Here is a 24,579-nt window from a genome sequence, read left to right as displayed (position 1 = left end):
GCGTCGGTACGTACAAGTGCACGGGACAGGCGCAAGGCGGTCACGGGCCAAAAAGCGGTAAGTGCGTGCTGTGATCGTGAACGGCGTGTGGCACGGCCCCGTAGTGCTGGATACTGCGGGCAGCCACATTCGGTGACCGGTGCCGGACGCGGTGAGCTGGAGGGGACGGTTCGCGTGAGCGAGATACCAGCGAAGGCGACGGGTGCGACGCGGCCGACGGCGCGGGCGGGGTGGGCAGCCTCCCCGGCGGCCGGAGACCCGGCCGGCACCGCGGCGTCGAGCGCGGGCGAGGGTGCGCGTACCACCGCAGGTGGCGGCGTGGACCACGGACCCGTCGGCGCGGCGGCCGAGCACGGCCGCGGCCTCGCGGGCGCGAGCGGACCCGAGCGTCCTCACGGCGGAGCGGACAGGCCCCCGGGCGCCGCGGGCGACGTACCCGCGAAGGGCCCGGGCGGCGGCCTGCCGAGGCGGGAGACGGGCGGCGCCGCGCGGCCCGACGACGGCCGTGGCGTAGGGCGCGGCGGGTCCGGGGCGGTAGGTGCCGGTGCGGCGCATGGCGTAGCCGGGGCGCGGGACGCCGTCGACGCGCGTCACCAGGGCGCGGGCCGGCCCCGCCCGCGCGTCGAGGACCAGGCCCTCACCCAGGGCGACATCATCTGGCAGAGCAGCCCGCCGGGCTCCCTCTACGACTACATCAAGGTGGCGTCGTTCTCGATCGGCCCGGACGGGCTCGTCGACCAGTGGAGCGGCCGGGCCGAGCGGCTGTTCGGCGTGCCCGCGCGGGACGCCGTCGGCAAGGACCCCATCGAGGCGTTCGTCCCCCGGGAGCTGCGTCCGCGCGGCCACCGGAAGATGGCCGAGATCCTCGACGGCCGGGAGTGGACGGGGTCGGTCCCCTTTCGTCTGCCCGAGCCGGTCGAGCCCTTCGCCGGGGACGCGGAGCCGCGGCCCGCCTCCGGCGCCCCCGTCCGCGAAGGCGTCGCCGAGGTCTATGTCATGCCCGCCAGGACGGCGGACGGCGAGCGGTCCGCCGTGTGCATCGTCGTCGACGTCCTGGCGCTCCGGCAGATCGAGACCGACCTCGCCGCCTCCCAATCCATTTTCGGCCAATCTCCCTTCGGATTCCTCCTGTTCGGCACGGACCTCAAGGTGCAGCGCGCCAACCGCCGCTTCGCCGCCGTCTTCGGCGGCGCCGTCGACGACCACCGCGGCCGCACCGTCCACGACTACCTGCCGCGCAACGAGGCGGACCGCATGCAGGCCGCCCTGCGCCGCGTCCTGGAGACCGGCGAGGCCGTCACCGACATGCAGATCGTGGGGCCCGCCCCGGGCAGCAGCGAGCGCCGCCACTGGTCCATCAACCTCTACCGCGTGCACAGCGGTTCGGGCCGCCCCATCGGCATCGCGGGCCTCGGCAACGACGTCACCAGCCGCCACGTCGCCGCCCGCGAGGCCGCCCACGCCCGCCGCAACCTCGCCCTCCTGAACGAGGCGGGCACCCGCATCGGCAACTCCCTCGATCTGGAGACCACCGCCCGCGAACTCCTCGACGTCGCCGTCCCCGGCTTCTGCGACCTGGCGTCCGTCGACCTCTACCAAGGCCTCCTCGACGGCGACGAGACACCGCCCGGCCTCGCCGACGGCAGTGCCGAGCTGCGCCGCGTCGCCTTCGCCAGCGCCGTGGCCGACGCGCCCTTCCCTGAGGGCACGGGCCCCATCGACGTCGGCTCCGTGCACCGCTTCCCGTTCACCTCCTCCTGCGCCGACGCGCTGCGCACCGCCCGGGCGCGCCTGATCGCCGCCGGTGACGACTGCGGGCCGACCCGGCTGACCGGCGGCCTCATCCAGTCCACGCTCGCCGTGCCGATGGTCGCCCACGACACCGTGGTGGGCCTCGCCCAGTTCTCCCGTACGAAGGGCAGCGAGCCCTTCGGCGAACGCGACCGGGCGCTCGCCGGTGAGCTGGCCGCGCGCGCCGCCGTCTGCATCGACAACGCCCGCCTCTACCGCCGCGAACACGAGCGCGCCCTGATCCTCCAGCGCTCCCTCCTGCCGCCCGGCGACCCGGAGGCGGCCGGGCTCGACATCGCCTGCCGCTATCTGCCGGGCAACGCGGCCACCGAGGTCGGCGGCGACTGGTTCGACGTCATCGAACTGCCCGGCCACCGCACCGCCCTCGTCGTCGGCGACGTCATGGGCCGCGGTCTGCGCGCCGCCGTCACCATGGGCGAACTGCGCTCCGCCGTACGGACCCTGGCCCTGCTCGACCTGGAACCCGCCGAGGTGCTCTCCGCGCTCGACGAGATCGCCCGCGGCCTCGGCAACCCCTCGGGCCCCCGGCACGCCACCGCGGGGCGCGGCGGCCGCGACGCCGACGACCTCGCCGAGGTGTACCTGGCCACCTGCGTGTACGCCGTGTACGACGCCGTCACCCGCCGCGTCACCATCGCCAACGCGGGCCATCTGCCGCCCGTCCTCGTCGAACCCGACGAGAGCGCGCTCATGCTCGACGTGCCGCCCGGCATGCCGCTCGGCGTCGGCGGCGAACCCTTCGAGGAAGTCGAGGTCGACCTGCCCGAGGGCGCCCTGCTCGCCCTCTACACCGACGGCCTCGTCGAGTCCCGCGACCACCCCCTCGACGAGGGCCTGAACGCGTTCGTCGGCGCCCTCACCGACCCCGGGCAGGCCCTGGAGGACATCTGCGACCACGTCCTCAGCACCCTCGACACCCACCACGGCGAGGACGACATCGCGCTGCTCATGGCACGCGTGCAGGGGCTGCCCGCCGAGCACGTCGGCGACTGGACGCTGCCGCGCGAGCCGCGCTCGGTGGGCCACGCCCGCGAACTGGCGTGCGCGCGCCTGCGGGAGTGGGGCCTCGACGCCCTCGTGGACACCGCCGAACTTCTCGTCAGCGAACTCGTCACCAACGCCCTGCGGTACGGCGAGGGCGAGATCCGGCTCCGGCTGCTCCTCGATCGCACCCTGGTGTGCGAGGTGTGGGACGCGGGCCTGGTGCAGCCGCGCCGCCGCCGCGCCCGCGACACCGACGAGGGCGGGCGCGGGCTCCAGCTCGTCGGCCTGCTGAGCGCGGCCTGGGGCTCGCGGCGCACTCCGCGCGGCAAGACGGTCTGGTTCGAACTGGCGCTGCCGGACGGGGACACTCCGCCGATGGACGCGGCGGAGGCGCTGATGAGCCTGTTCTGAGGGTGGGCCTGTGCTGAGGGTGGGCCTTTCCGGGCGAGCCCTGGCGGGGCCGGGCCGGGGGGCTCCGTGGGCGCGGGCCCGCTTCAGGTGGTGGCCTTGAGTGCCGCGAGCCGGGCCTCGACCTCCGCCTCGTCGCTCAGGCTCTCCAGCTGCTCGAACTGCGCGTCGAGCGTCGACGCGGCCAGCTCCTCCCGGCCGAGCGCCCGCGCCTCCTCCCTGCGCACCTTCTCCTCGAACCGGCTCAGCTCGCTCGTCGGGTCGAGGACATCCAGGCTGCGGGCGGCGTCGGCCATCCGGTTCCGCGCCTGCGCGGCCTTGGCCCGGGCCACCAGCTCGTTCCGCTTCGACTTCAGCTCCGTCAGCTTGATCTTCATCGAGTCGAGGCCCTCCTTGAGCCGCGCGACCACGTCCCTCTGCGCGGCGATCGTCGGCTCGGCCTCCTTGGTCTCCTTCTCCGCGCGCAGCTGCCGCCCCAGGGCGACCTTCGCCAGGCCGTCGAAACGGTCGGCCTCCACGGCGCTCCCCGCCATCCGCAGCGCGTCCGCCTTCCGGCTCGCGGCCAGCGCCTTCGCGCCCCACTCGACGGCCGCCTTCTGGTCCTCGCCGTGGTCCTGCTCCATGAGCCGCAGGTCACCGATGGTGGCCGCGACGGCCTGCTCGGCCTCTTCGATGTTGTCCGTGTACTCGCGGATCAGCTGGTCGAGCATCTTCTGCGGGTCCTCGGCCTGGTCGAGGAGGGCATGCACATTGGCCTTCGCCAGCTGGGTCACACGCCCGAGGATGGTCTGCTTGCTCATGTCGTCGCTCTCCTAGTACGAGGCCTTGGCAGAAGGCTTTGGTACGGGGCCTTGGCAGAAGGCCTTGGTACGGGGCCCGGGCCACGGGGGAGTGGCGCCCGCCCCGCTCAGAACCGTCCGCCGCCCCCCATCCGCCCCCGCGTCCCGCCCCCTCCGAACGCACCGGGGCCGCCGCCCCCGAACCCGCCGCCCCCCGTCCCGCGCCCCAGCCCGCCGAGGACTTCCCCGAGGACGATCCCGCCGAGGACGGCACCGCCCATGCCGCCGCCCCGGCCGCCCGCACCGAAACCCCCGCCGTACGGATTGCCGTACGCGCGGACGTCCCGCTCGGCGAGCGCCTGTGCCTGTCGCGCCAGGGAGTCGGCCCGCTGCGCCTCGGCGAGCGCGGCGGCGGGCTCGGACCGCGGGGCGGCGGGCTCGGGCCCGCCGCGGCCGGGGCCCGTGCCGCGCGGGCCCGGGCCGCCTGCCGCCGCCCGCTCCAGGCGGCGCTCCGCCTCCGCTAGCCGGGTCCTGGCCTCGGGGCCCACCGCGCCCCGGTGCGTCGTCACAAAGTCCTGGGCGGCGGCGACGGCGCTGCGCGCGGTGAGCAGGGCCTGGTCGAGGAGTGCCCGGGCCCGGTCGTCCTCGCTCTCGCGCTGCCGCGCCCCGGCCAGGGCGTGGTCGAGCGCCGCGTCGGCCTCCTCGACGCGGCGCAGCGCGTCGATCGGGTCGTACGCCCCCGCCGACAGCGTGCGCCGCACCTCCGCCACGACGGCCTCGGCCCGCGCGATCCTGCCGCGCAGATCGCCGGTCGGCGTGCCCTCGCCCGCGCCCTCCAGGAGCCCGCGTGCCTCGGCGAGGTCGGCCTCGGTCTCGCTGAGCGCGCCCGGCAACCGCCGGTCGGCCTCGGCGAGTTCACCGGCGAGCCGGGCCACGCCGTCGACGAACGTGCCCGCCTGGTCGACGGCTCCCTCGGCCGCGCGCAGATGCACGGCGGCCGTGCCGTTGTCGGCGGTGCCGACGGCCGCGCGGGCCTGGTGCAGCTGGCTCGCGGCGAACGCGAGCCGGTCCTTGGCCTGCGCCACGCTCCCGACGACCGCCTCGGTCGCCGTCGGCGCATACGCCGAGCGCAGCTCCTTCAACGTCGACTCCGCCTCCATGGCGCGCGCGTCGACCTGCCGGAGCATCGCCTCGGTGTGCTCCAGGGCGCTCGGCGCGGTGCGCTCAAGGGACCGCAGCTCGTCGAACGCGGCGGCCTCCGCGTCCAGCCGCCGCCCCGCCTCGGTGCACCGCGCCACGATCTCGTCGAGCATCCGCCGCCGGGTCGCCTCGTCCTCGGCAGCGGCGTCGTCGAGCCGCTGCCGCAGCCGGAACGCCGCCATCAGCTCCGCGCGCGCATACGCCACGGCCTCCGTGAAAGGCCGCGCCGCCTCCTCGCCGAACTGCGCGGTCGCGAAGCCCAGTTCCTCGGCGCTGGTGCGCACCGCGTCATCGGTCTCTACGAGCAGCCGCCCGGCCCGGGCGTCCAGCTCGGGCAGCGGGGTGAGCCGCTGCCCCTCGCCCCGGCCGCCGGGCGTCGTCCGCGTGCTGAAGCGCCGCTCGCGCCGCCGGTACGCGACCGCCGCGAAGGCCGCCGCCACGCCGACCGCGACCACGGGCAGCACCAGGTCGCCCGCCACCCCGTCATCAGCGCCGCTCCCGCCGCCCGGGTCCGCCTCACCCGGAGTGATCGCGGGCCGGGGCACGGGCTCCCCGGCGAGCACGGCCCCGTACCCGCGTGCCGCGCCGATCGCCGCGCCCGCCCAGTCGTGCTGCCGCAGGGCGGGCTCGACGGCGGTCGTGGCGACGTCCCTGAGCTGTGCCTCGCCGAGCCGGGAGCCCTGCTCGGCCGAGTACGCGTACTGCCGGTCGTGGGTGGCCACGGCGAGGAGCACGTCGTCCGTCCCGAGGCCGTTGCGCTCGGCCGTGGCGTGTGCCCAGTCGCGCGCGGGACGTCCGGAGAAGTCCCGGACGTAGGCCACGAAGAGCTGGATCTTCCGGTCGTCGTAGAGCTGGTCGAGCGCGTCGGCCACGGCGGCTCGTCTGTCCCCGAGCGCCCCCGTCCTGTCGGTGATCTGGCCGTCGCGGTCCAGGCGCACGGGGTCGTCGGCGGGCGCGGCCCGCACACCGGGCGCGTCGGCCCCGGCAGGCGTCGCGTGCGCCGAGGTGACGGCTCCTGGCAGTCCGCAGCAGGCGAGGAGCACGGCCGCCGCGGCCCGCGTGGCGGTGCGTGCCCACGCGGACGGCGTGGACGGCACGGCGGGCGCGGGCAACGCGGAGCGCCGGGACGACGGGAACGACGTCACATCTGGCAGCGTAGGGCGGTCTCCGGGGCCTCGCGACCGGGGGCCGGAGGCCTCTCGTACGGTGGGGGTGATCGGGCTGAGGGGAGGCCGGCGGTGGACGGGGTCTGGGCGGGTGTGCGGGAGCGGGTGCTCGCGGTGCGGGAGGCGCCGCACTGGCGTGAGGTGTTCGGCGCGGACTGGCTCGGCGAGTACGGCCATGGCTTCCTCCTGGAGCCGGCCCTCACGGAGCCCGAGGTGCGGGCCGTCGAGCGCCACCTGGGTGTGGAACTCCCCGGTGAGTACCGCTCGTTCCTCCGCCGGGTCGGCGCGGGCGGCGCTGGCCCGGACTACGGCCTCTTCACCCGCCGGCCGCCCGCCCCGGACGACGAGCCGGACTCCGGGGCCTGCGCGCTGCCGTTCCGCCCCGAGGGCACCGATGAGCTGGCCGGCCATGAGGCCGAGCAGCCAAGCGCGGACGACTACGCCGACGACGAGGCCCTGCGCCGTGACTACGCGGCCTGGGAGGCGCGGTACGACTCGCTCCACGACTCCCTGACCGACGGCACCCTCCACCTGGGCCACCAGGGCTGCGGCTACTACACCCTCCTCGCCGTGACGGGACCGGAGCGCGGCACCCTGTGGGACGACGTGCGGGCCGTCGGCGAGGGCGTGCAGCCCGTGACGCGGCAGGACACGCCCCGGGTCACCTTCGCCCAGTGGTACCTGTCGTGGCTGGAGCACGCGGAGCGGACGGCGGCCGAGGGCCGTCCCCGGCTCTACGGGACCTAGCTCGCCCGGCCTTGCGGGACGCTGCCTGCCCGGCTCTACGGGACGTACCTCACCTCCGGGAAGCGGGGCGACGGGCCGTCCAGAAGGTGGTCGTCGCGGTCGCGCAGCCAGCGGTCGAAGAACGACGCCACATAGGCGCGCTGGGCGGCGACGGCCCGCTTCGGGTCGGCGGTGCCTATGTGCTTCTCGATGGTTTCTCGGGAGGCGCCGGTCTGCGGCAGGACGGCTGCCAGGTCGGTGTACGTCTGGTGCCGGGCGCCGCGGAGGGTGAAGTCCCGCTTCCAGCCCGGGGTGTGGGACCAGAAGGCGCGCCATGAGGGCTCGGTGGTGTGGTCGCTGCCGTCGCGGCCCATGAGGAGCAGCGGGCGGTCGACGCCGTGCCGGGCGACCGGGGTGAGGCGTGTGCCCTGCGGTTCGCCGTTCAGCTCCAGGGTGCCGTCCAGATTGACGGCGGCCTTGACGCGCTTGTCCTCGTACATCGTCTCGGCGGCGGCGACTCCTCCGGCGGACTGGCCGACCATGCCCACGCTGCCGCGGTCGACCACTCGGGACAGGCCGTGCGGCAGGTCGCCGAGCCGGTCGAGGACGAACTTGTCGTCGGCCACGCGGGTGTCCAGGACCTTCTTCAGGAGCCGGGAGAGGGACCGGTCGTCCGTGACCTCGGCGAGCGCGTCCCGCAGGGGCTTGTCGCCCTTGACCGAGCCGTCGGGGAACTGCACGCCCGGCGCCTCATAGGTGTGGTCGACGGTGATGACCACATAGCCGCGGCTGGCCATTTCCTCGACCAGGGAGGTGCCCCAGGTCCGCGGGTCGTTGGCCCCCGCCGCATACAGCAGCACCGGGCGCCGGCCGCCCCGGGTGTCGACCGGGGCGGCCTGGTGCGCGTGGGTGCGCATGCCCGCCCAGTCGACGGCGCCCTTCGCTATGCCGTGCGGCGCGGCGGCGTCCCACCGCTCGGCCGCGCCCGGTGCCATGTACGGCGCGGGGCGTGAGGTGCCACCTGCCTTCCGGGCCGGATACCAGACGCTCACCATCAGCTCCCGATACGGCTGTGAGGTGACCCAGGGGTCGTGCCGGGAGTGGTCGACGAGGCGGGACGTCACCGTGCCGACGGGGTGGGGGCCGGTCGGGGCGGGCAGGACAGGGCGCACCCCGTCCTCGGGATTCTCGGGCTGCGCGCGCACCGTGTCCTGCGGCCGCGCGGAGGCAGGGGCGGTGGCCCCGGCCCCCAGCGTCACCGCCGCCGCGAGCCCCGCCGCCACCAGCACCTTCATCGAGCGCGAACTCCGCGCCGTACGCATGTCCATGCCTCCATGCTGGCCGCGTGCCCGCGTCGAAACCATGGGGGTGATCACGAGACTTGTCTGGGGGTTTACCCCCACAGCCACCCCCCACAGCCACCCCCCACAGCCACCCCCCACGGCCACCCTCCGCGGCGGGCCCGCGCGCGGCTGCGGCGGAGGCTGACAGCCCGCGGACAACCCGCGGACAGCCCACCCGTCGCCCCACCCCGCGCGCGGGCTACTGCCCGCGCCGCCGGATCTTGTTCCCCAGCCAGACCAGCGGATCGTACTTGCGGTCGACCGCCCGCTCCTTCAGGGGGATCAGCGCGTTGTCCGTGATGTGGATGCCCTCGGGGCACACCTCCGTACAGCACTTGGTGATGTTGCAGTAGCCGAGTCCGTGCTCGTCCTGCGCGGTCGCCTTGCGGTCGAGGCCGGTGTCCGCCGCCGCGTCCAGCGGGTGCATGTCCAGCTCGGCGACCCGCATCAGGAAGCGCGGCCCTGCGAACGCCGCCTTGTTCTCCTCGTGGTCACGCACCACGTGGCAGGTGTCCTGGCACAGGAAGCACTCGATGCACTTGCGGAACTCCTGGGAGCGGTCCACGTCCTCCTGCATCATGCGGTACTCGCCGGGGCCCACGCCGGACGGCGGCACGAAGGAGGGCACCTCCCGCGCCTTGGTGTAGTTGAAGCCGACGTCGGTCACCAGGTCGCGGACGACGGGGAACGCCCGCAGCGGCGTGACGGTGATGGTCTCCTCGCGCGTGAACACCGACATGCGGGTCATGCACATCAGGCGCGGCCTGCCGTTGATCTCCGCCGAGCAGGAACCGCACTTGCCCGCCTTGCAGTTCCAGCGCACCGCGAGGTCCGGCGCCTGGGTGGCCTGGAGGCGGTGGATGATGTCGAGGACCACCTCGCCCTCGTTGACCTCGACCGTGAAGTCCTCCAGGCCGCCCCCGCCGGTGTCGCCGCGCCAGACCCGGAAACGCGCGTCGTACGCCGTGGACGATGCAGCTGTGCTCACTCGTAGAGCTCCTCTTCGGCCAGGTACTTGACCAGCTCCTCCTTGTCGAAGAGAGCGAGCAGGTCCGGGCGGACGGGATCGGTTGTGACGCGCGCGAGGTCGATCTGGCCGCGCACCGGGTCCGTGGCCGCGAGGCCTCCGGTCGGGTCGGTGAGGCGGCACAGCAGGTTCACGCGGCGCCACTCGCGGCTCATCCCGGGGTGGTCGTCGCGGGTGTGCCCGCCGCGGCTCTCGGTGCGCTCCAGGGCCGCGCGCGCCACGCACTCGCTGACGAGCAGCATGTTCCTGAGGTCGAGCGCCAGGTGCCAGCCCGGGTTGAACTGCCGGTGCCCCTCGACCCCGGCACGCCGCGCCCGCACCCGCAGCTCGGCGAGCTTCTCCAGGGCCCGCTCCATCTCGCCTTCCCGGCGGATGATGCCGACCAGGTCGTTCATGGTCTGCTGGAGTTCCTGGTGGAGTGTGTACGGGTTCTCCGGAGGCGCCCCGTCCGACGGGCCCTCCGCACTGAACGGACGCAGTGCTTCCGCCGCCGCGGTGTCCAGCTGCGGCTCGTCCACCAGAGGGCGCACGGCCAGCCCGGCGGCGTAGCGCGCCGCGTGGAGACCGGCGCGGCGGCCGAAGACGAGCAGGTCGGACAGGGAGTTGCCGCCGAGCCGGTTGGAGCCGTGCATGCCGCCCGCGACCTCACCTGCCGCGAACAGGCCCGGCACGCCGTGGGCCGCCGCCGTGTCGGACTCGACCGCGACGCCGCCCATCACGTAGTGGCAGGTGGGGCCGACCTCCATGGCCTCGGCGGTGATGTCGACGTCCGCCAGCTCCTTGAACTGGTGGTACATCGACGGCAGGCGGCGCCGGATCACCTCGGCGGGCATCCGCGTCGACACGTCGAGGAACACCCCGCCGTGCGGTGAGCCGCGCCCGGCCTTCACCTCGGAGTTGATGGCCCGTGCCACCTCGTCCCGTGGCAGCAGCTCGGGTGGCCTGCGGTTGTGGTCCGGGTCCTCGTACCAGCGGTCGCCCTCTTCCTCCGACTCCGCGTACTTCTCCTTGAAGACGTCGGGGATGTAGTCGAACATGAAGCGCTTGCCGTCGGAGTTCCGCAGTACGCCGCCGTCGCCGCGCACGGACTCGGTGACGAGGATTCCTTTCACCGACGGCGGCCACACCATTCCCGTCGGGTGGAACTGTACGAATTCCATGTTCAGCAGCGGCGCGCCCGCGAGCAGCGCGAGCGCGTGCCCGTCGCCGGTGTACTCCCAGGAATTCGACGTCACTTTGAAGGACTTGCCGATGCCGCCGGTGGCGAGCACGACGCTGGGCGCCTCGATGACGAAGAACCGTCCGCTCTCCCGCTCGTAGCAGAAGGCGCCGCTGACCCGCTCGCCCTCCTTGAGTACGCGCGTGACCGTGCACTCCTGGAAGACCTTCAACCGGGCTTCGTAGTCCCCGAATTCTTTCTTGTCCTCCTGCTGGAGGGCCACGATCTTCTGCTGGAGGGTACGGATCAGTTCGAGTCCCGTACGGTCGCCTACGTGGGCGAGCCGGGGATATTCGTGGCCGCCGAAGTTGCGCTGCGAGATCCGGCCGTCCTTGGTGCGGTCGAAGAGCGCGCCCCAGGTCTCCAGTTCCCACACCCGGTCGGGTGCTTCGCGCGCGTGCAGTTCCGCCATCCGCCACTGGTTGAGGAACTTTCCGCCGCGCAGGGTGTCACGGAAGTGCACCTGCCAGTTGTCGCCGGAGTTCACGTTCGCCATGGCCGCGGCGATGCCGCCCTCGGCCATCACCGTGTGCGCCTTGCCGAACAGCGACTTGCAGATCACGGCCGTGCGCGCGCCCTGTTCGCGTGCCTCGATCGCGGCCCTGAGGCCCGCCCCGCCGGCCCCCACGACGACGACATCCCACTGCTGCCGCTCCACTTGAGACATTCAGAACGCCCCTATTTCGTCTTTCATCCATCGTCCGTCGTCGTCAGAAGAGTGCCGGGTCGTCGAATGCGCCGGAGGCGATCAGATACACGTAGAAGTCGGCGAGCGCGACACTGATCAACGATGCCCAGGCGAGCAGCATGTGACGGCCGTTCAGCCAGCCCACCGACTGCCACATCCGATAGCGCACCGGGTGCTGGGAGAAGTGCTTGAGCTTGCCGCCGACGATGTGCCGGCATGAGTGGCAGGAGAGCGTGTACGCCCAGATCAGCACGATGTTCACCAGGAACACGAGCGTGCCGAGGCCCATGTGGCCCCACTCGTAGTGCTCGTTGCGGAAGGCGAGCACGGTGTCGTACGTGAGGATTCCCGCGACCGGCACGGCGGCGTAGAAGAAGTACCGGTGGATGTTCTGGAGGATCAGCGGGAAACGCGTCTCGCCCGTGTACTTGCCGTGTGGCTCGGCGACCGCGCAGGCGGGCGGGGACGCCCAGAATCCGCGGTAGTAGGCCTTGCGGTAGTAGTAGCAGGTGAGCCGGAAGCCGAGCGGGAAGATGAGGATGAGCAGGGCGGGGGAGAGGCCCCACCAGCTGCCGAAGATCTCCCAGTTCGGGCCGTTCTTCATCGGCTCGCAATTGTCCGCGACGCACGGCGAGTAGAACGGCGAGACGTACGGCGCCTCGTAGTAGTCGGAATTGGCGAACGCCCGCCACGTCGAGTACACGACGAAGGCGAACAGTCCGGCGGCGGTCGCGGCGGGCTGGAGCCACCAGCGGTCCGTCCGCAGATGGGCAGCGGCGATCGCGGCGCGCGTGCCGTGCCGTACGCCGCCGGGGGCCGTGCCCTTGTTGAGATGGGGTTCGGTGCCAGTTGCCAACGAGGCTCCACTCCTTCGTCGACGGGTGGGTTACGACGGGCGCGGGCCCGGGGGCCGGGTGGGCTGGGCCGGGCGGGCCGGGGCCGGGCTAGGGCGCGCGGCGGTGGCGGGCGCCCAGGCCCTCGTCGTCCGAGTCCGTCCACAGGGAGGTGTCGTACGGGGTGTCCGGCACGGGCACCATCGCGGGCCGTGCGGGGGGCGGGGGCGCCTGGGCCGGGCGCGTGGGCGGGGAGTCGGGTGCCACGGCCGCGCGCAGCAGCGCGACGCTCTCGCGCAGGTGGTCGGTGTCCATGCGGACCCGGCGGAAGTCGACGCCCGCCGCTTCCGCCTCGGCCTGCCGCTCGATGCGGCCCACGGTGCGGACGAGGTCGTCGACACAGCGCTGAATAGCCGTCAGGTCGTCTTGCAGAGCCATGACTTGCCCTCGCTTCAAGGGGTGCGGTCGTAAACGCTCATGCGCCTGCGAGTGTCGCGCCTCACATCCCGGCTTGGGAAGGGATCTGTCGCGATTGGGTCCGGGAAGGGGGTGGGGTTGGCGCGTGTCCGCCGGAGCGCGCCCCGGCGTCCCCGGTGGGGCCGCGCTCCGGCTCTCCCTTCGCCGGGGTCCGGCTGGTGTCTTCCTCCCGCCCACCCGCCCCTCCATCGACCTCCGGCCTCGTCCTCGCTCGCCGGACGGGTTTGTTTCTCCCACCCGCCCGCCCTTTCTTCGCGCTGGCGCGCTCGTCCTCGCTCGCCGGACGGGTTTGTTTCTCCCATCCACCTGCCCCTTCTGCGCGCTGCCGTGCTTGTCCTCAAGCGCCGGACGGGCTTGATTTCCCCCGCCCGCCTTTTCTTCGCGCTGGCGCGCTCGTCCTCGCTCGCCGGACGGGTTTGTTTCTCCCATCCACCTGCCCCTTCTGCGCGCTGCCGCGCTTGTCCTCAAGCGCCGGACGGGCTGAGGGTCTGGGCTGGTCCCGTCGTTCGTGGGGCTGGGGCGTCGGTGGCTGGGATCTAGGTCGGCCTCGTCGTTCGTGGCGTCGGGTCGATGACGGGTTTGATCGTGAGACGGCACGCGCCTCTGTCGCTTTCTGCCGCTCGTCCGTTTCTTCTTCCGGCCCGCAGCCCCGGACGGGCTGAGGGTCTGGGCTGGTCCCGTCATTCGTAGGGCTGGGTCGATGGAGGGTTTGATCGTGCGGCGGCACGCGTCTCCTGTCGTTCGCTGCAAGCGCGCGCGGCCGCCGCAAGAAGAGGCAGAGCGTCGGACGGGCCGGGGATCTCGGTCGGCCCCGTTGTCCGTGGGGCTGGGGCGTCGGCGGGCTTCGTCGGGAAGCGGGGCCTTCTCTGCCGGCAAGGCGCACAGGGGGGCGAGGGCGTTGCGCCGCATGGGTGGGTTCTGGGGGGAGGGTCGTCGTGTCGCGGGTCCCGCCGCGCCCCGTCGCGTTCAGTGGGGGTGATACATGTGATCAACTCCATATTCCGCCCGAAATGCCGCATATCGCACATCCCTGGAAACGTCGCCGCGAACGGCATCGCGAGCCCCGGAGGTACCCCTCATGTCCCACGACCGCGCCAGGCCGCCGCGACCGGTCCGTCCGAAGGCCACGGTCCGATCCGCCGTGTTCCTCGCCGCCGGAGTCCTCGCGCTGCCCGCCCTCACGGGGTGCGGCGCGGACGACGAGACGAGCACCCCGGCGGCCGCGCAGGACATCGCGCCCGCCGCCCGGGGCCTGGTGGCCGACGGGGGCACCGTGAAGTGGGCCGTCGACGCGCTGCCGGAGACCTTCAACACCTTCCAGTCGGACGCCGACGAGGCCACGTCCCGGGTGGCGAGCGCCGTCCTGCCCTCCCTGTACCGCCTCGACGCGCAGGGCCGCGTGCAGCCCAACCCGGACTACCTGGAGACCGCGAAGGTCGTCGAGCGCGAGCCCCAGCAGGTCGTGCTCTACAAGCTGAACCAGCAGGCCGTGTGGAGCGACGGCCGGGAGATCGGCGCGGACGACTTCGCCGCCCAGTGGCGGGCCCTGTCCGGCAAGGACAGCGCGTACTGGACGGCCCGCAACGCGGGCTACGACCGCATCGAGAAGATCGAGCGCGGCGCCAACAACCTGGAGGTGCGCGTCACCTTCGCGCAGCCGTACGCGGACTGGCGCTCGCTGTTCTCGCCGCTGTACCCGAAGGAGGTCATGGGCACCCCCGACTCCTTCAACGACGGCGCGCGCACCAAGCTGAAGGTCACCGCGGGCCCCTTCGCCCTCAAGGACGTCGACCGGGAAGCCGGCGAGGTCACGCTCCGGCGCAGCCCCCGCTGGTGGGGCAGGCCCACCAAGCTCGACTCCCTCGTCCTGCGCGAGGTACCGCGCGAGCGCCGTGCCGCCGCGCTGGCCGCGGGCAAGGTCGACCTGGCCGACGTGGACGCCGACGAGGCCGCCCGGATCGCCCTGGCCGCCCGCGACAAGGGCTCCCGCGGCCCGCTCGCCCACGGCCCCGGCGCCCGGCGCAGCCCCGCGGACGCCCTGCTCTCCTGGGCCCTCGCCCACGGCACGGACGAGGAGGCCGCCGCGGTCGAGCAGGAGGCCCGCGAGCGCACGGGCCGGGCCGTCGCGCGCTACGCCGACGAGCAGGCGGGCCTGCGCGGCTACACCGTCCGCAAGTCCCTGGAGCCCGCCTACACCCAGCTCGCCCTCAACGGCGCCGAGGGCCCGCTCGCCGACGACCGGGTCCGCCGCGCGGTCGCCCGCGCCCTGAACCGCGGCGAGCTGGCCGAAACGGTTCTGAAGCCCCTCGGCCTGCCCGCGCGCCCGGTCGGCAGCCACCTGGCCCTGGCCGGACAGGACGCGTACGCGGACAACAGCGGGGCGCTCGGCGACCAGGACACCGCCGAGGCGCGGGCGCTGCTCGCCGACGCGGGCTGGACGCCCGGCGGCCCGCTCAAGGAGAAGTACGAGAAGGAGAAGAAGTACGAGAAGGAGGAGAAGGAGAAGACGGCCGGGGGCGAGGCCGACGGCGGCACGGACGCCGATGACGCCGAAGGCGCCGGGGACGGCGGCGACACCTACATCGTCGGCGAGGACGACCAGAAGCCCGGCGACACCGGCACCTCGGTCCTCGCGCCGGCCCCCGCGGCCGCGTTCCAGCAGGCCGTCCTGGTCCGCCAGGCCGACGCCCTCACCGCGCCCCGCGACGCCGACAAGGAGCAGCGCAAGGACCCGGGCGGCCCGGCCAGGAAGCATGCGCGCAAGCACGCCGAGAAGCACGCCAAGGGCGGCGCCCCGGGCGCCTACGCCCCCAGGGGCACCGCCGCCCCGAAGGCGGGCAAGGGAGCGGGCGGGCCGCTCGCCAAGGACGGCAAGCCGCTCACACTCCGCTTCGTGCTGCCGTCCGGCGACGGCTCGCAGGCGCTGCGCGGCGTCGCCGACCGCATCTCCCGGATGCTGGAGCGTATCGGCGTCCGTACGGAGATCGCGAAGGTCGCGGACGAGAGCTACTTCAAGGACCACATCGCGTCCGGCCAGTACGACCTGGCCCTGTACTCCTGGCCCGCGTCCGCCTTCCCGGCCACCGACGCCCGGCCGATCTTCGCCAAGCCGGTGCCCGCCGCGGACGGCTCCCTCAACGTCGAACAGAACTACACCCGCGTCGGCACCGACCACATCGACCAGCTCTTCGAGCAGGCACTCGCCGAGCTGGACGAGGGCGAGATGCGCTCCCTGGTGAAGAAGGCCGACGCCCGCATCTGGGCGGCCGCGGGCTCCATCCCCCTCTACCAGCGCCCCCAGCTGGTCGCGGCCCGGCCGAACCTCGCCAACGCCGGAGCCTTCGGCTTCGCGACCCCGCTGTACGAGGACATGGGCTACCTGAAGCCCGGTGCCAAGCCCGGCAAGGGCCCCTCCGAGGGGTGAGGCAGGGCCCCCGCCGGGCCGGTTCCGGCGAAGGCCCGTAGAATGGGGTAAGGCCGTGGCGTGTGTCTGCCCGGCAGGGCGCGCGTACCAAAAGAGAAAAGTACGCGCAGCCTTCCACTCTTCCCGGGAGAAGCGCACCTCGCATGCCCACGCGCCACGACATTCGTAACGTCGCCATCGTCGCCCACGTCGACCACGGCAAGACGACCATCGTCGACGCCATGCTCAAGCAGGCGGGCGCCTTTGCCGCGCACGCCGCAGAGTCCCTCGACGACCGCATGATGGACAGCAACGACCTGGAGCGTGAGAAGGGCATCACGATCCTGGCCAAGAACACGGCGGTCAAGTACCACCCGAAGGACGGTGGCGACCCGATCACGATCAACATCATCGACACCCCCGGCCACGCCGACTTCGGTGGCGAGGTCGAGCGCGGTCTGTCGATGGTGGACGCGGTCGTCCTTCTGGTCGACGCCTCCGAGGGTCCGCTGCCGCAGACCCGCTTCGTGCTCCGCAAGGCCCTCCAGCAGCGCCTGCCCGTCATCCTGTGCATCAACAAGACGGACCGCCCGGACTCCCGCATCGACGAGGTCGTCAACGAGACGTACGACCTCTTCCTCGACCTGGACGCCGACGAGGACCAGATCGAGTTCCCGATCGTGTACGCCTGCGGCCGTGACGGCGTGGCCTCGCTGACCAAGCCCGAGGACGGCACGGTGCCGGCGGACAGCACCAACCTGGAGCCGTTCTTCTCGACGCTCCTGGAGCACGTCCCGGCCCCCGAGTACGACGAGTCGGCCCCGCTCCAGGCCCACGTCACCAACCTGGACGCGGACAACTTCCTCGGCCGCATCGCGCTGCTCCGCGTGGAGCAGGGCGAGCTGCGCAAGGGCCAGACCGTCGCCTGGATCAAGCGCGACGGCTCGATCTCCAACGTGCGCATCACCGAGCTGATGATGACCGAGGCCCTCACCCGTAAGCCCGCGGAGAAGGCCGGTCCCGGTGACATCTGCGCCGTCGCGGGCATCCCCGACATCATGATCGGTGAGACCCTCGCGGACCCGGAGAACCCGATCGCGCTCCCGCTGATCACGGTCGACGAGCCCGCGATCTCCATGACGATCGGTACGAACACCTCGCCGCTGGTCGGCCGCGGCGGCACCGGCAAGGGCGCGGACGCCAAGTCCGCCGTCAAGGACCGCAAGGTCACCGCCCGCCAGGTCAAGGACCGCCTGGACCGCGAGCTGATCGGTAACGTCTCGCTGCGTGTCCTGGAGACGGGACGCCCGGACGCCTGGGAGGTGCAGGGCCGCGGTGAGCTTGCGCTCGCCATCCTGGTCGAGCAGATGCGCCGCGAGGGCTTCGAGCTGACCATCGGCAAGCCCCAGGTGGTCACCCAGGAGATCGACGGCAAGACGCACGAGCCGGTCGAGCGCATGACCATCGACGTGCCCGAGGAGCACATGGGCGCCGTCACGCAGCTCATGGGCGTCCGCAAGGGCCGCATGGACAACATGTCCAACCACGGCTCCGGCTGGGTGCGCATGGAGTTCGTCGTCCCGTCCCGCGGCCTCATCGGCTTCCGTACGGAGTTCCTGACGAACACCCGTGGTACGGGCATCGCGCACTCCATCCACGAGGGCCACGAGCCGTGGTTCGGCCAGCTCCAGACCCGTAACAACGGTTCGCTGGTCGCCGACCGCGCGGGCGCGGTGACGCCGTTCGCGATGATCAACCTCCAGGAGCGCGGTGTGCTCTTCGTGGAGCCCGGCACCGAGGTGTACGAGGGCATGATCGTCGGTGAGAACTCGCGCTCCGACGACATGGACGTGAACATCACCAAGGAGAAGAAGCTCACCAACATGCGTGCGGCTTCCGCGGACAACACCGAGAACGTGGTGCCGCCGCGCAAGCTCTCCCTGGAGCAGTCCCTGGAGTTCTGCCGCGACGACGAGTGCGTCGAGGTCACCCCGGAGGCGGTCCGCATCCGCAAGGTGAACCTGGACCAGCGTGAGCGCGCCCGTGCGGCGTCGCGCGCCAAGCACGGCTGAGCCACGCAGGCGTGGCCTAGCCTCTTCGGTTGTCTTTCATCTGCGGCTCTGCCGTGGCTGGTCGCGCAGTTCCCCGCGCCCCTTCAGGGCGTTCGGCGCTGAGGCCGGTTTCCCCCGCACGGGTGCGTGTGGGGGAAACCGGCCTCCCGCGCGTTCGGGGGCGGTCGACGGACCTCGGCAACCGGTTTTTGCCCACGATCTGTCCGCTATACGGACTCTCTTGACCGTTAGATGGGTAACACGTCCGTTTCGCAACCATCTATCTGGGATCGGTTTGTCCGGATTTTGGAAGTTGTCCAGGCCAGGTGTGATTGAACCGAGACCAAAAGGGTGTGGTCGGGCCGTACCTCATGGCTAATAGTTGACCGCGTATAGCTCGGGTCAATGGGTCACGCGCTGTGGGGAGCGCCGACTCACGAGCACACTGGGGTACTCGATCTTCGCCGGCAGGGGTGTCGGTGCTGCTTCACGTACCCCCTCTTGTAGTGAACAAGTGGACTCATGAGGAGGAACCCCATGCGTGGTGCCAGGAGCGCCAAGTGGGTTGGGGGCGCGATTGCGATCGCCCTTGCCGCGACGGCCTGTGGTGGCGGCGACAGCGGCAGTGACGACAAGAACCGGGCGATCGACAAGAACGGCACCTTCGTCTACGCGAGTGGCGAGCCGCAGAACCCGCTTCAGCCGGCGAACACCAAGGAGGCGTACGGAAGCGACGTCATCCACACGCTGTTCACCGGTCTCGTCGACTACACGCCGGGCACCGGCAAGCTGGTCAACATGAACGCGGAGTCGGTGACGCCGTCCAAGGACAACAAGACCTGGACGGTGAAGCTCAAGCCGGGGTGGAAGTTCCACAACGGCGAGGCGGTCACCGCGAAGTCGTACGTCGACGCCTGGAACTGGGCGGCCCACACGCCGAACAACCAGACCAACAGCTCTTGGTTCGCGGACATCGCGGGTTACGCCGACGTCCACCCCGAGAAGGGCAAGCCGAAGACCGACAAGATGTCGGGTCTGAAGGTCAAGGGCGAGAACGAGTTCACGATCACGCTGACCACGGGCATCCCGTACTACGCGTACAAGCTGGGCTACGAGGTCTTCTCCCCGCTGCCCTCGGGCTTCTTCAAGGACCCGAAGGGCTACGGCGAGAAGCCGGTCGGCAACGGCCCCTACAAGTTCGCCAGCTGGGACCACAAGAAGTCCATCAAGGTCACCCGCTACGACGGCTACCAGGGCCCGAACAAGGCCAAGAACGGTGGCGTCACCTTCAAGAACTACGCCTCCCCCGAGGGCGCGTACAAGGACCTGGTGTCGAACAACGTCGACTCCATGAACCAGGTTCCCGAGGGCGAGCTGGCCAACTATCAGGAAGACCTGGGTGATCGCGCGATCAACCAGGACTACTCGATGATCCAGACGATCGCGTTCGCCCGCTACACCAAGCAGTGGAAGAACATCGACGTCAAGGTCCTCCAGGGCCTGTCGATGGCGATCGACCGCGACACCATCATCAAGACGGTCCTCAACAACACGCGTGAGGCCGCCACCGGATGGGTCGCCAAGGAGGTCATCGGCTACAAGGCCGGTGCCTGTGGCGAGTACTGCAAGTACGACGCCAAGAAGGCCAAGGACCTGATCAAGGCCGGCGGCGGCGTGCCGGGCAACAAGGTCTCGATCCAGTACAACGCCGACCAGCCGCACAAGGGCTGGGTCACCGCCGTCTGCAACAGCATCAAGCAGGCGACCGGCGTGAACTGCGTCGGCGACCCGAAGACCGACTTCCAGGCCGACACGCAGACGCGTGACGCCAAGAAGGTCAAGTCGATGTACCGCTCCGGCTGGGTCCTCGACTACCCGTTCAACGGCAACTTCCTGCGCGACCTCTACGGCACCGGCGTCGGCGGCAACCAGAGCGGCTTCTCGAACAAGGAGTTCGACAAGCTGACCGCGAAGGCCGACAAGGCCCCGACGACCGAGAAGTCCGCCGAGCTGTACAACGAGGCCGAGCGCAGCCTGCAGAACAGCTTCCCCTCCATCCCGCTCTGGTACGGCAAGCTCCAGACCGGCGCCTCCAACAATGTCACCGGCGTGAAGTTCGACCAGCAAGCAGCCCCGATCTTCACTGAAGTCCAGGTGTACAAGAAGTAGTTCGCGAGGGCTTTGCCCGTGGTGCCGACCGGTGATCCCGGCCGGCGCCACGGGCGGCTTCGCACAGGACGGAGGCTTCCATGGGGCGCTACGTCGCGCGGCGACTGCTCCAGATGATCCCGGTCTTCATCGGGACCACTCTTCTCATTTTCTTGATGGTCAATGTTCTGCCCGGCGACCCCGTACGGGCGCTGTGGGGGGACAAGCCGCCGGACCCGGCGCAGATGGAGGCCATTCGCCACCAGCGCGGTCTCGACCTCCCGCTCTGGCAGCAGTATCTGCACTACATGAAGAACCTGGCCGTCGGTGACCTGGGCACCAACATCGGTGGCCGGCCGGTCGGCGACATCCTCAGCCAGGCGTTCCCCGTCACCGTGCGGCTCACCCTGCTCGCCTTCGGCATCGAGATGATCCTCGGCATCGCCCTCGGCATGCTCGCCGGCGTGCGCCGCGGCCGCGTCGTGGACAACCTGATCCTGGTCTTCACGCTGCTGGTCATCTCGGTCCCGGTGTTCGTGCTCGGCTACATCGTCCAGACGGTGTTCGGACTCCAGCTCAAATGGACCGAGCCAACGGTCCAGGACGCCACGGACATCACGCAGTTGATCCTCCCGGCGATCGTGCTCGGCTCGCTCTCCCTCGCGTACGTCGCGCGTCTGACGCGTACGAGCATCGCGGAGAACCTGCGCGCCGACTACATCCGTACCGCCGTCGCCAAGGGCCTGCCCAAGAGCCGGATCATGACGCGCCACCTGCTGCGCAACTCGCTGATCCCGGTGGTGACCTTCCTCGGCACCGACATCGGCACCCTGATGGGTGGCGCGGTCGTCACGGAGGGCATTTTCAACGTGCCGGGCGTCGGCAACACTCTGTTCGACGGTCTCGCACGCCGTGAGGGCCAGGTCATCGTCGGCACGGTGACCATCCTGGTGCTCGTCTACCTGGCCGCGAGCCTGATCGTTGACCTGCTCTACGCGGTCCTGGACCCGAGGATCCGTTATGCCTGACGTCACCAAGACCACTCAGCCGGACGCGGCCTCCGACGCCGCGATCAAGGCCGCGGCGCCGCCCGAGAGCGCGGCGGGACCGGCACCGGGCAAGCCCCGCTCGCTTGCCGCGGACGCCTGGCGGGACCTGCGACGCAACCCGTTCTTCGTGATATCCGCGCTCCTGATCGTGCTGCTCGTGCTGATCGCGATCTTCCCGGGCCTGTTCACGAGCGCCGACCCGACCAAGGGCGACCTGCGCAACCACTTCCTGGAGAAGCCGAGCTACACCCACTTCTTCCAGCCGGAGTGGTTCGGCTACGACGGCCAGGGCCGCTCCATCTACGCCCGCGTGCTGTTCGGTGCCCGCAACTCCATCACCGTCGGCATCTGCGTCACGCTCGCCGTCACCGTCATCGGTTCGATCCTCGGCATGCTCGCCGGCTACTTCGGCGGCATCTGGGACGCGATCATCTCGCGCCTCACCGACGTGTTCTTCGGCGTCCCGTTCCTGCTCGGCACCATGGTCGTGATGAACGCCGTGACCGACCGCACGGTGTGGACGGTGGTCGGAGCCCTCGCGGTGCTCGGCTGGACCCAGATCACCCGCGTCATGCGCGGTTCGGTGATCACCACCAAGCACTCCGACTACGTGGTCGCGGCCAAGGCGCTCGGCGCCAGCACCGGACGGATCCTGATCCGGCACATCCTGCCGAACGCGGCGGCGCCCGTGATCGTCGTCGCGACCATCGCGCTCGGCGGCTACATCACGGCCGAGGCGACCCTCTCCTTCCTCGGCATGGGCCTGTCGGACGACGCGATCTCGTGGGGCAGCGACATCTCCGACGCCGCCAAGCAGCTGCGCAACGACCCGTACATCCTGTTCTTCCCGGCCGGCATGCTGAGCCTGACCGTCCTGGCGTTCATCATGCTGGGCGACGCCGTGCGCGACGCCCTCGACCCCAAGCTGCGCTGAGGGAGGCGTACGTGACCACCATCGAGAAACAGGCGGACGTGCCCGCCCCCCGCAGCCCCGAGCAGGCGCCCCTCCTCGAAGTCCGGGACCTGCACGTCGAGTTCCACACGCGCGAGGGCGTGGCCAAGGCCGTCAACGGCGTCAACTACACCGTGGAGCCGGGTGAGACGCTCGCCGTGCTCGGCGAGTCGGGCTCCGGCAAGTCCGTGACCGCGCAGGCGATCATGGGCATCCTCGACATGCCGCCAGGCAAGATCGGGAAGGGCGAGATCCTCTTCCGCGGCCAGGACATGCTGAAGATGTCCAACGAGGAGCGCCGGAAGATCCGCGGCCGCAAGATCGCGATGATCTTCCAGGACGCGCTCAGCTCCCTGAACCCGGTGCTCAGCGTGGGCTACCAGCTGGGCGAGATGTTCCGGGTGCACCAGGGCCTGGGCCGCAAGGAGGCCAAGGCCAAGGCCGTCGAGCTGATGGACAAGGTCAAGATCCCGGCCGCCAAGGAGCGGGTGAACGACTACCCGCACCAGTTCTCCGGCGGCATGCGCCAGCGCATCATGATCGCGATGGCGCTCGCCCTGGAGCCGGACCTGATCATCGCCGACGAGCCCACCACGGCCCTCGACGTGACGGTCCAGGCGCAGGTCATGGATCTGCTCGCGGAGCTTCAGCGCGAGTACAACATGGGCCTGATCCTCATCACGCACGACCTCGGCGTGGTCGCGGACGTGGCGGACAAGATCGCCGTCATGTACGCGGGCCGGATCGTGGAGACGGCGCCGGTGCACGAGCTGTACAAGCGCCCGGCGCACCCGTACACGCGCGGCCTGCTCGACTCGATCCCGCGCCTGGACCAGAAGGGCCAGGAGCTGTACGCGATCAAGGGTCTGCCGCCCAACCTCCTGAGGATCCCCTCGGGGTGCGCGTTCAACCCGCGCTGCCCGAAGGCGCAGGACATCTGCCGCACCGAGACCCCGAAGCTCGCCCCGGTCACGGAGCGGGACGGCGGGGAGCTGGTGGGCCGCGGCAGCGCGTGCCACTTCTGGAAGGAGACGATCCATGGCTGAGGACCTCAAGAAGGGCGCCGCGGACGTCACCGACGCCACGCCGAACGTCACCGAGGTGGAGAAGGTCGACGCGGAGACGCCGGAGGAGGCCGTCGCGGCCATCGAGGCCCCCGCCGAGCGCGGCGAGCCGATCCTCCAGGTCCGCAACCTGGTGAAGCACTTCCCGCTCACCCAGGGCATCCTCATCAAGCGCCAGATCGGCGCGGTGAAGGCGGTCGACGGCATCTCCTTCGACCTCTACCAGGGCGAGACCCTCGGCATCGTGGGCGAGTCGGGCTGTGGCAAGTCCACGGTCGCGAAGCTCCTGATGACCCTGGAGCGGGCCACCGCGGGCGAGGTCTTCTACAAGGGCCAGGACATCACCAAGCTGTCCGGCCGGGCCCTGAAGGCGGTCCGCCGGAACATCCAGATGGTGTTCCAGGACCCGTACACCTCGCTCAACCCGCGCATGACGGTGGGCGACATCATCGGGGAGCCCTTCGAGATCCACCCCGAGGTGGCCCCGAAGGGCGACCGCCGCCGCAAGGTCCAGGACCTCCTGGACGTGGTCGGCCTCAACCCCGAGTACATCAACCGCTACCCGCACCAGTTCTCGGGCGGTCAGCGCCAGCGCATCGGCATCGCCCGCGGCCTGGCCCTGAACCCCGAGATCATCATCTGCGACGAGCCGGTCTCGGCCCTGGACGTGTCCGTCCAGGCCCAGGTCATCAACCTGATGGAGAAGCTCCAGGACGAGTTCAACCTGTCCTACGTCTTCATCGCGCACGACCTGTCGATCGTCCGGCACATCTCGGACCGCGTGGGGGTGATGTACCTCGGCAAGATGGCCGAGATCGGCTCCGACGAGCAGATCTACGAGCACCCCACGCACCCGTACACGCAGGCGCTCCTCTCGGCCGTCCCGGTCCCCGACCCGGAGGCCCGCGAGGGCCGCGAGCGCATCATCCTCACCGGCGACGTCCCGTCCCCGGCCAACCCGCCCTCGGGCTGCCGCTTCCGCACCCGCTGCTGGAAGGCCCAGGACAAGTGCGCCGAGGAGGTCCCGCTGCTCGCGATCCCCGAGCGCTTCAAGGGCGTGGACACCCCGGCCGCCCACGAGTCGGCGTGCCACTTCGCGGAGGAGAAGGACGTGGTGCACGCGGCGTGACACCGCGAGCGCAGTCGTAGCGCGGGCGCCCCCGCTCGTCGAGGTAGGCGTCGAACGGAACACCGCCCTTGCTGAACCCTTTCGCCACCGCCGCCCGCAGCGCGTCGCGGTACGGGGCGGA

16 protein-coding genes are annotated in these 24,579 nt (G+C 71.3%); 9 read left to right on the top strand and 7 right to left on the bottom strand.

Going from position 1 to position 24,579, the window contains the following annotated elements; genetic code table 11:
- Nucleotides 1-132 precede the first annotated feature (132 nt).
- Nucleotides 133-3,207 (top strand): SpoIIE family protein phosphatase, encoded by a 3,075-nt coding sequence (locus tag AC07GB_RS28520; protein WP_478850342.1) that lies wholly within the window; start codon nucleotides 133-135, stop codon nucleotides 3,205-3,207.
- A gap of 83 nt (nucleotides 3,208-3,290) precedes the next feature.
- Here AC07GB_RS28520 and AC07GB_RS28515 read toward each other — a convergent pair whose 3' ends face one another.
- Both AC07GB_RS28515 and AC07GB_RS28510 read right to left on the bottom strand, forming a co-directional pair.
- Nucleotides 3,291-4,004, bottom strand: coding sequence for a PspA/IM30 family protein (locus AC07GB_RS28515; protein ID WP_478850340.1), 714 nt, complete (start codon nucleotides 4,002-4,004; stop codon nucleotides 3,291-3,293).
- A 107-nt stretch (nucleotides 4,005-4,111) separates the two neighbouring features.
- Nucleotides 4,112-6,205 carry a TPM domain-containing protein gene (locus AC07GB_RS28510; RefSeq protein WP_478850512.1) on the bottom strand — a complete coding sequence of 698 codons (2,094 nt, stop codon included), beginning with the start codon at nucleotides 6,203-6,205 and terminating at the stop codon, nucleotides 4,112-4,114.
- Between the two features lie 216 nt (nucleotides 6,206-6,421).
- Here AC07GB_RS28510 and AC07GB_RS28505 point away from each other — a divergent pair, with 216 nt between their 5' ends.
- Nucleotides 6,422-7,096, top strand: coding sequence for an SMI1/KNR4 family protein (locus tag AC07GB_RS28505; RefSeq protein WP_478850338.1), 675 nt, complete (start codon nucleotides 6,422-6,424; stop codon nucleotides 7,094-7,096).
- Between the two features lie 35 nt (nucleotides 7,097-7,131).
- Here AC07GB_RS28505 and AC07GB_RS28500 read toward each other — a convergent pair whose 3' ends face one another.
- The 5 genes from AC07GB_RS28500 to AC07GB_RS28480 form a co-directional block, all read right to left on the bottom strand.
- Nucleotides 7,132-8,403, bottom strand: coding sequence for an alpha/beta hydrolase family protein (locus tag AC07GB_RS28500; protein WP_478850336.1), 1,272 nt, complete (start codon nucleotides 8,401-8,403; stop codon nucleotides 7,132-7,134).
- Nucleotides 8,404-8,617: 214 nt separating this feature from the next.
- Complete coding sequence (locus AC07GB_RS28495; RefSeq protein WP_478850334.1) at nucleotides 8,618-9,406, bottom strand: succinate dehydrogenase/fumarate reductase iron-sulfur subunit; 789 nt, start codon at nucleotides 9,404-9,406, stop codon at nucleotides 8,618-8,620.
- Nucleotides 9,403-11,331 (bottom strand): fumarate reductase/succinate dehydrogenase flavoprotein subunit, encoded by a 1,929-nt coding sequence (locus tag AC07GB_RS28490; protein WP_478850332.1) that lies wholly within the window; start codon nucleotides 11,329-11,331, stop codon nucleotides 9,403-9,405. Before AC07GB_RS28490 ends, AC07GB_RS28495 begins: the two co-directional genes overlap by 4 nt.
- A 43-nt stretch (nucleotides 11,332-11,374) precedes the next feature.
- Nucleotides 11,375-12,208: a hypothetical protein gene (locus AC07GB_RS28485; RefSeq protein ID WP_478850330.1), complete on the bottom strand. Its 834-nt coding sequence runs from the start codon at nucleotides 12,206-12,208 to the stop codon at nucleotides 11,375-11,377.
- Between the two features lie 88 nt (nucleotides 12,209-12,296).
- Nucleotides 12,297-12,623, bottom strand: coding sequence for a hypothetical protein (locus tag AC07GB_RS28480; RefSeq protein WP_478850328.1), 327 nt, complete (start codon nucleotides 12,621-12,623; stop codon nucleotides 12,297-12,299).
- A 1,117-nt stretch (nucleotides 12,624-13,740) separates the two neighbouring features.
- Here AC07GB_RS28480 and AC07GB_RS28475 point away from each other — a divergent pair.
- From AC07GB_RS28475 to AC07GB_RS28445, 7 genes are all read left to right on the top strand, one after another.
- A complete protein-coding gene (locus AC07GB_RS28475) occupies nucleotides 13,741-16,086 on the top strand; it encodes an ABC transporter family substrate-binding protein (RefSeq protein WP_478850326.1) in 2,346 nt (781 codons plus the stop codon).
- 143 nt (nucleotides 16,087-16,229) lie between these two features.
- Nucleotides 16,230-18,137 (top strand): translational GTPase TypA, encoded by a 1,908-nt coding sequence (gene typA / locus AC07GB_RS28470; protein ID WP_366794356.1) that lies wholly within the window; start codon nucleotides 16,230-16,232, stop codon nucleotides 18,135-18,137.
- Nucleotides 18,138-18,653: 516 nt separating this feature from the next.
- Complete coding sequence (locus tag AC07GB_RS28465) at nucleotides 18,654-20,285, top strand: peptide ABC transporter substrate-binding protein (RefSeq protein WP_478850324.1); 1,632 nt, start codon at nucleotides 18,654-18,656, stop codon at nucleotides 20,283-20,285.
- 80 nt (nucleotides 20,286-20,365) lie between these two features.
- Nucleotides 20,366-21,292 (top strand): ABC transporter permease, encoded by a 927-nt coding sequence (locus tag AC07GB_RS28460; RefSeq protein WP_478850322.1) that lies wholly within the window; start codon nucleotides 20,366-20,368, stop codon nucleotides 21,290-21,292.
- Nucleotides 21,285-22,247 carry an ABC transporter permease gene (locus AC07GB_RS28455; protein WP_478850320.1) on the top strand — a complete coding sequence of 321 codons (963 nt, stop codon included), beginning with the start codon at nucleotides 21,285-21,287 and terminating at the stop codon, nucleotides 22,245-22,247. The genes AC07GB_RS28460 and AC07GB_RS28455 overlap by 8 nt, the downstream gene beginning before the upstream one ends.
- An 11-nt stretch (nucleotides 22,248-22,258) precedes the next feature.
- On the top strand, nucleotides 22,259-23,311 hold the full coding sequence (locus AC07GB_RS28450) for an ABC transporter ATP-binding protein (RefSeq protein WP_478850318.1): 1,053 nt from the start codon (nucleotides 22,259-22,261) through the stop codon (nucleotides 23,309-23,311).
- A complete protein-coding gene (locus AC07GB_RS28445) occupies nucleotides 23,304-24,458 on the top strand; it encodes an ABC transporter ATP-binding protein (RefSeq protein WP_478850316.1) in 1,155 nt (384 codons plus the stop codon). Before AC07GB_RS28450 ends, AC07GB_RS28445 begins: the two co-directional genes overlap by 8 nt.
- Nucleotides 24,459-24,579: the final 121 nt, after the last annotated feature.

The sequence above is a fragment of the Streptomyces sp. NPDC045778 genome, assembly GCF_056431945.1.
Note: the sequence above shows the minus strand (reverse complement) of the source record. Positions and strands in the feature narration are given on the sequence as shown.

Coding starts and splice junctions, on each gene's coding strand:
- AC07GB_RS28460 (WP_478850322.1), top strand. CDS start 20,366: ATGGGGCGCTACGTCGCGCGGCGACTGCTCCAGATGATCCCGGTCTTC.
- AC07GB_RS28515 (WP_478850340.1), bottom strand. CDS start 4,004: ATGAGCAAGCAGACCATCCTCGGGCGTGTGACCCAGCTGGCGAAGGCC.
- typA (WP_366794356.1), top strand. CDS start 16,230: ATGCCCACGCGCCACGACATTCGTAACGTCGCCATCGTCGCCCACGTC.
- AC07GB_RS28475 (WP_478850326.1), top strand. CDS start 13,741: ATGTCCCACGACCGCGCCAGGCCGCCGCGACCGGTCCGTCCGAAGGCC.
- AC07GB_RS28480 (WP_478850328.1), bottom strand. CDS start 12,623: ATGGCTCTGCAAGACGACCTGACGGCTATTCAGCGCTGTGTCGACGAC.
- AC07GB_RS28445 (WP_478850316.1), top strand. CDS start 23,304: ATGGCTGAGGACCTCAAGAAGGGCGCCGCGGACGTCACCGACGCCACG.
- AC07GB_RS28500 (WP_478850336.1), bottom strand. CDS start 8,403: ATGGACATGCGTACGGCGCGGAGTTCGCGCTCGATGAAGGTGCTGGTG.
- AC07GB_RS28455 (WP_478850320.1), top strand. CDS start 21,285: ATGCCTGACGTCACCAAGACCACTCAGCCGGACGCGGCCTCCGACGCC.
- AC07GB_RS28490 (WP_478850332.1), bottom strand. CDS start 11,331: ATGTCTCAAGTGGAGCGGCAGCAGTGGGATGTCGTCGTCGTGGGGGCC.
- AC07GB_RS28465 (WP_478850324.1), top strand. CDS start 18,654: ATGCGTGGTGCCAGGAGCGCCAAGTGGGTTGGGGGCGCGATTGCGATC.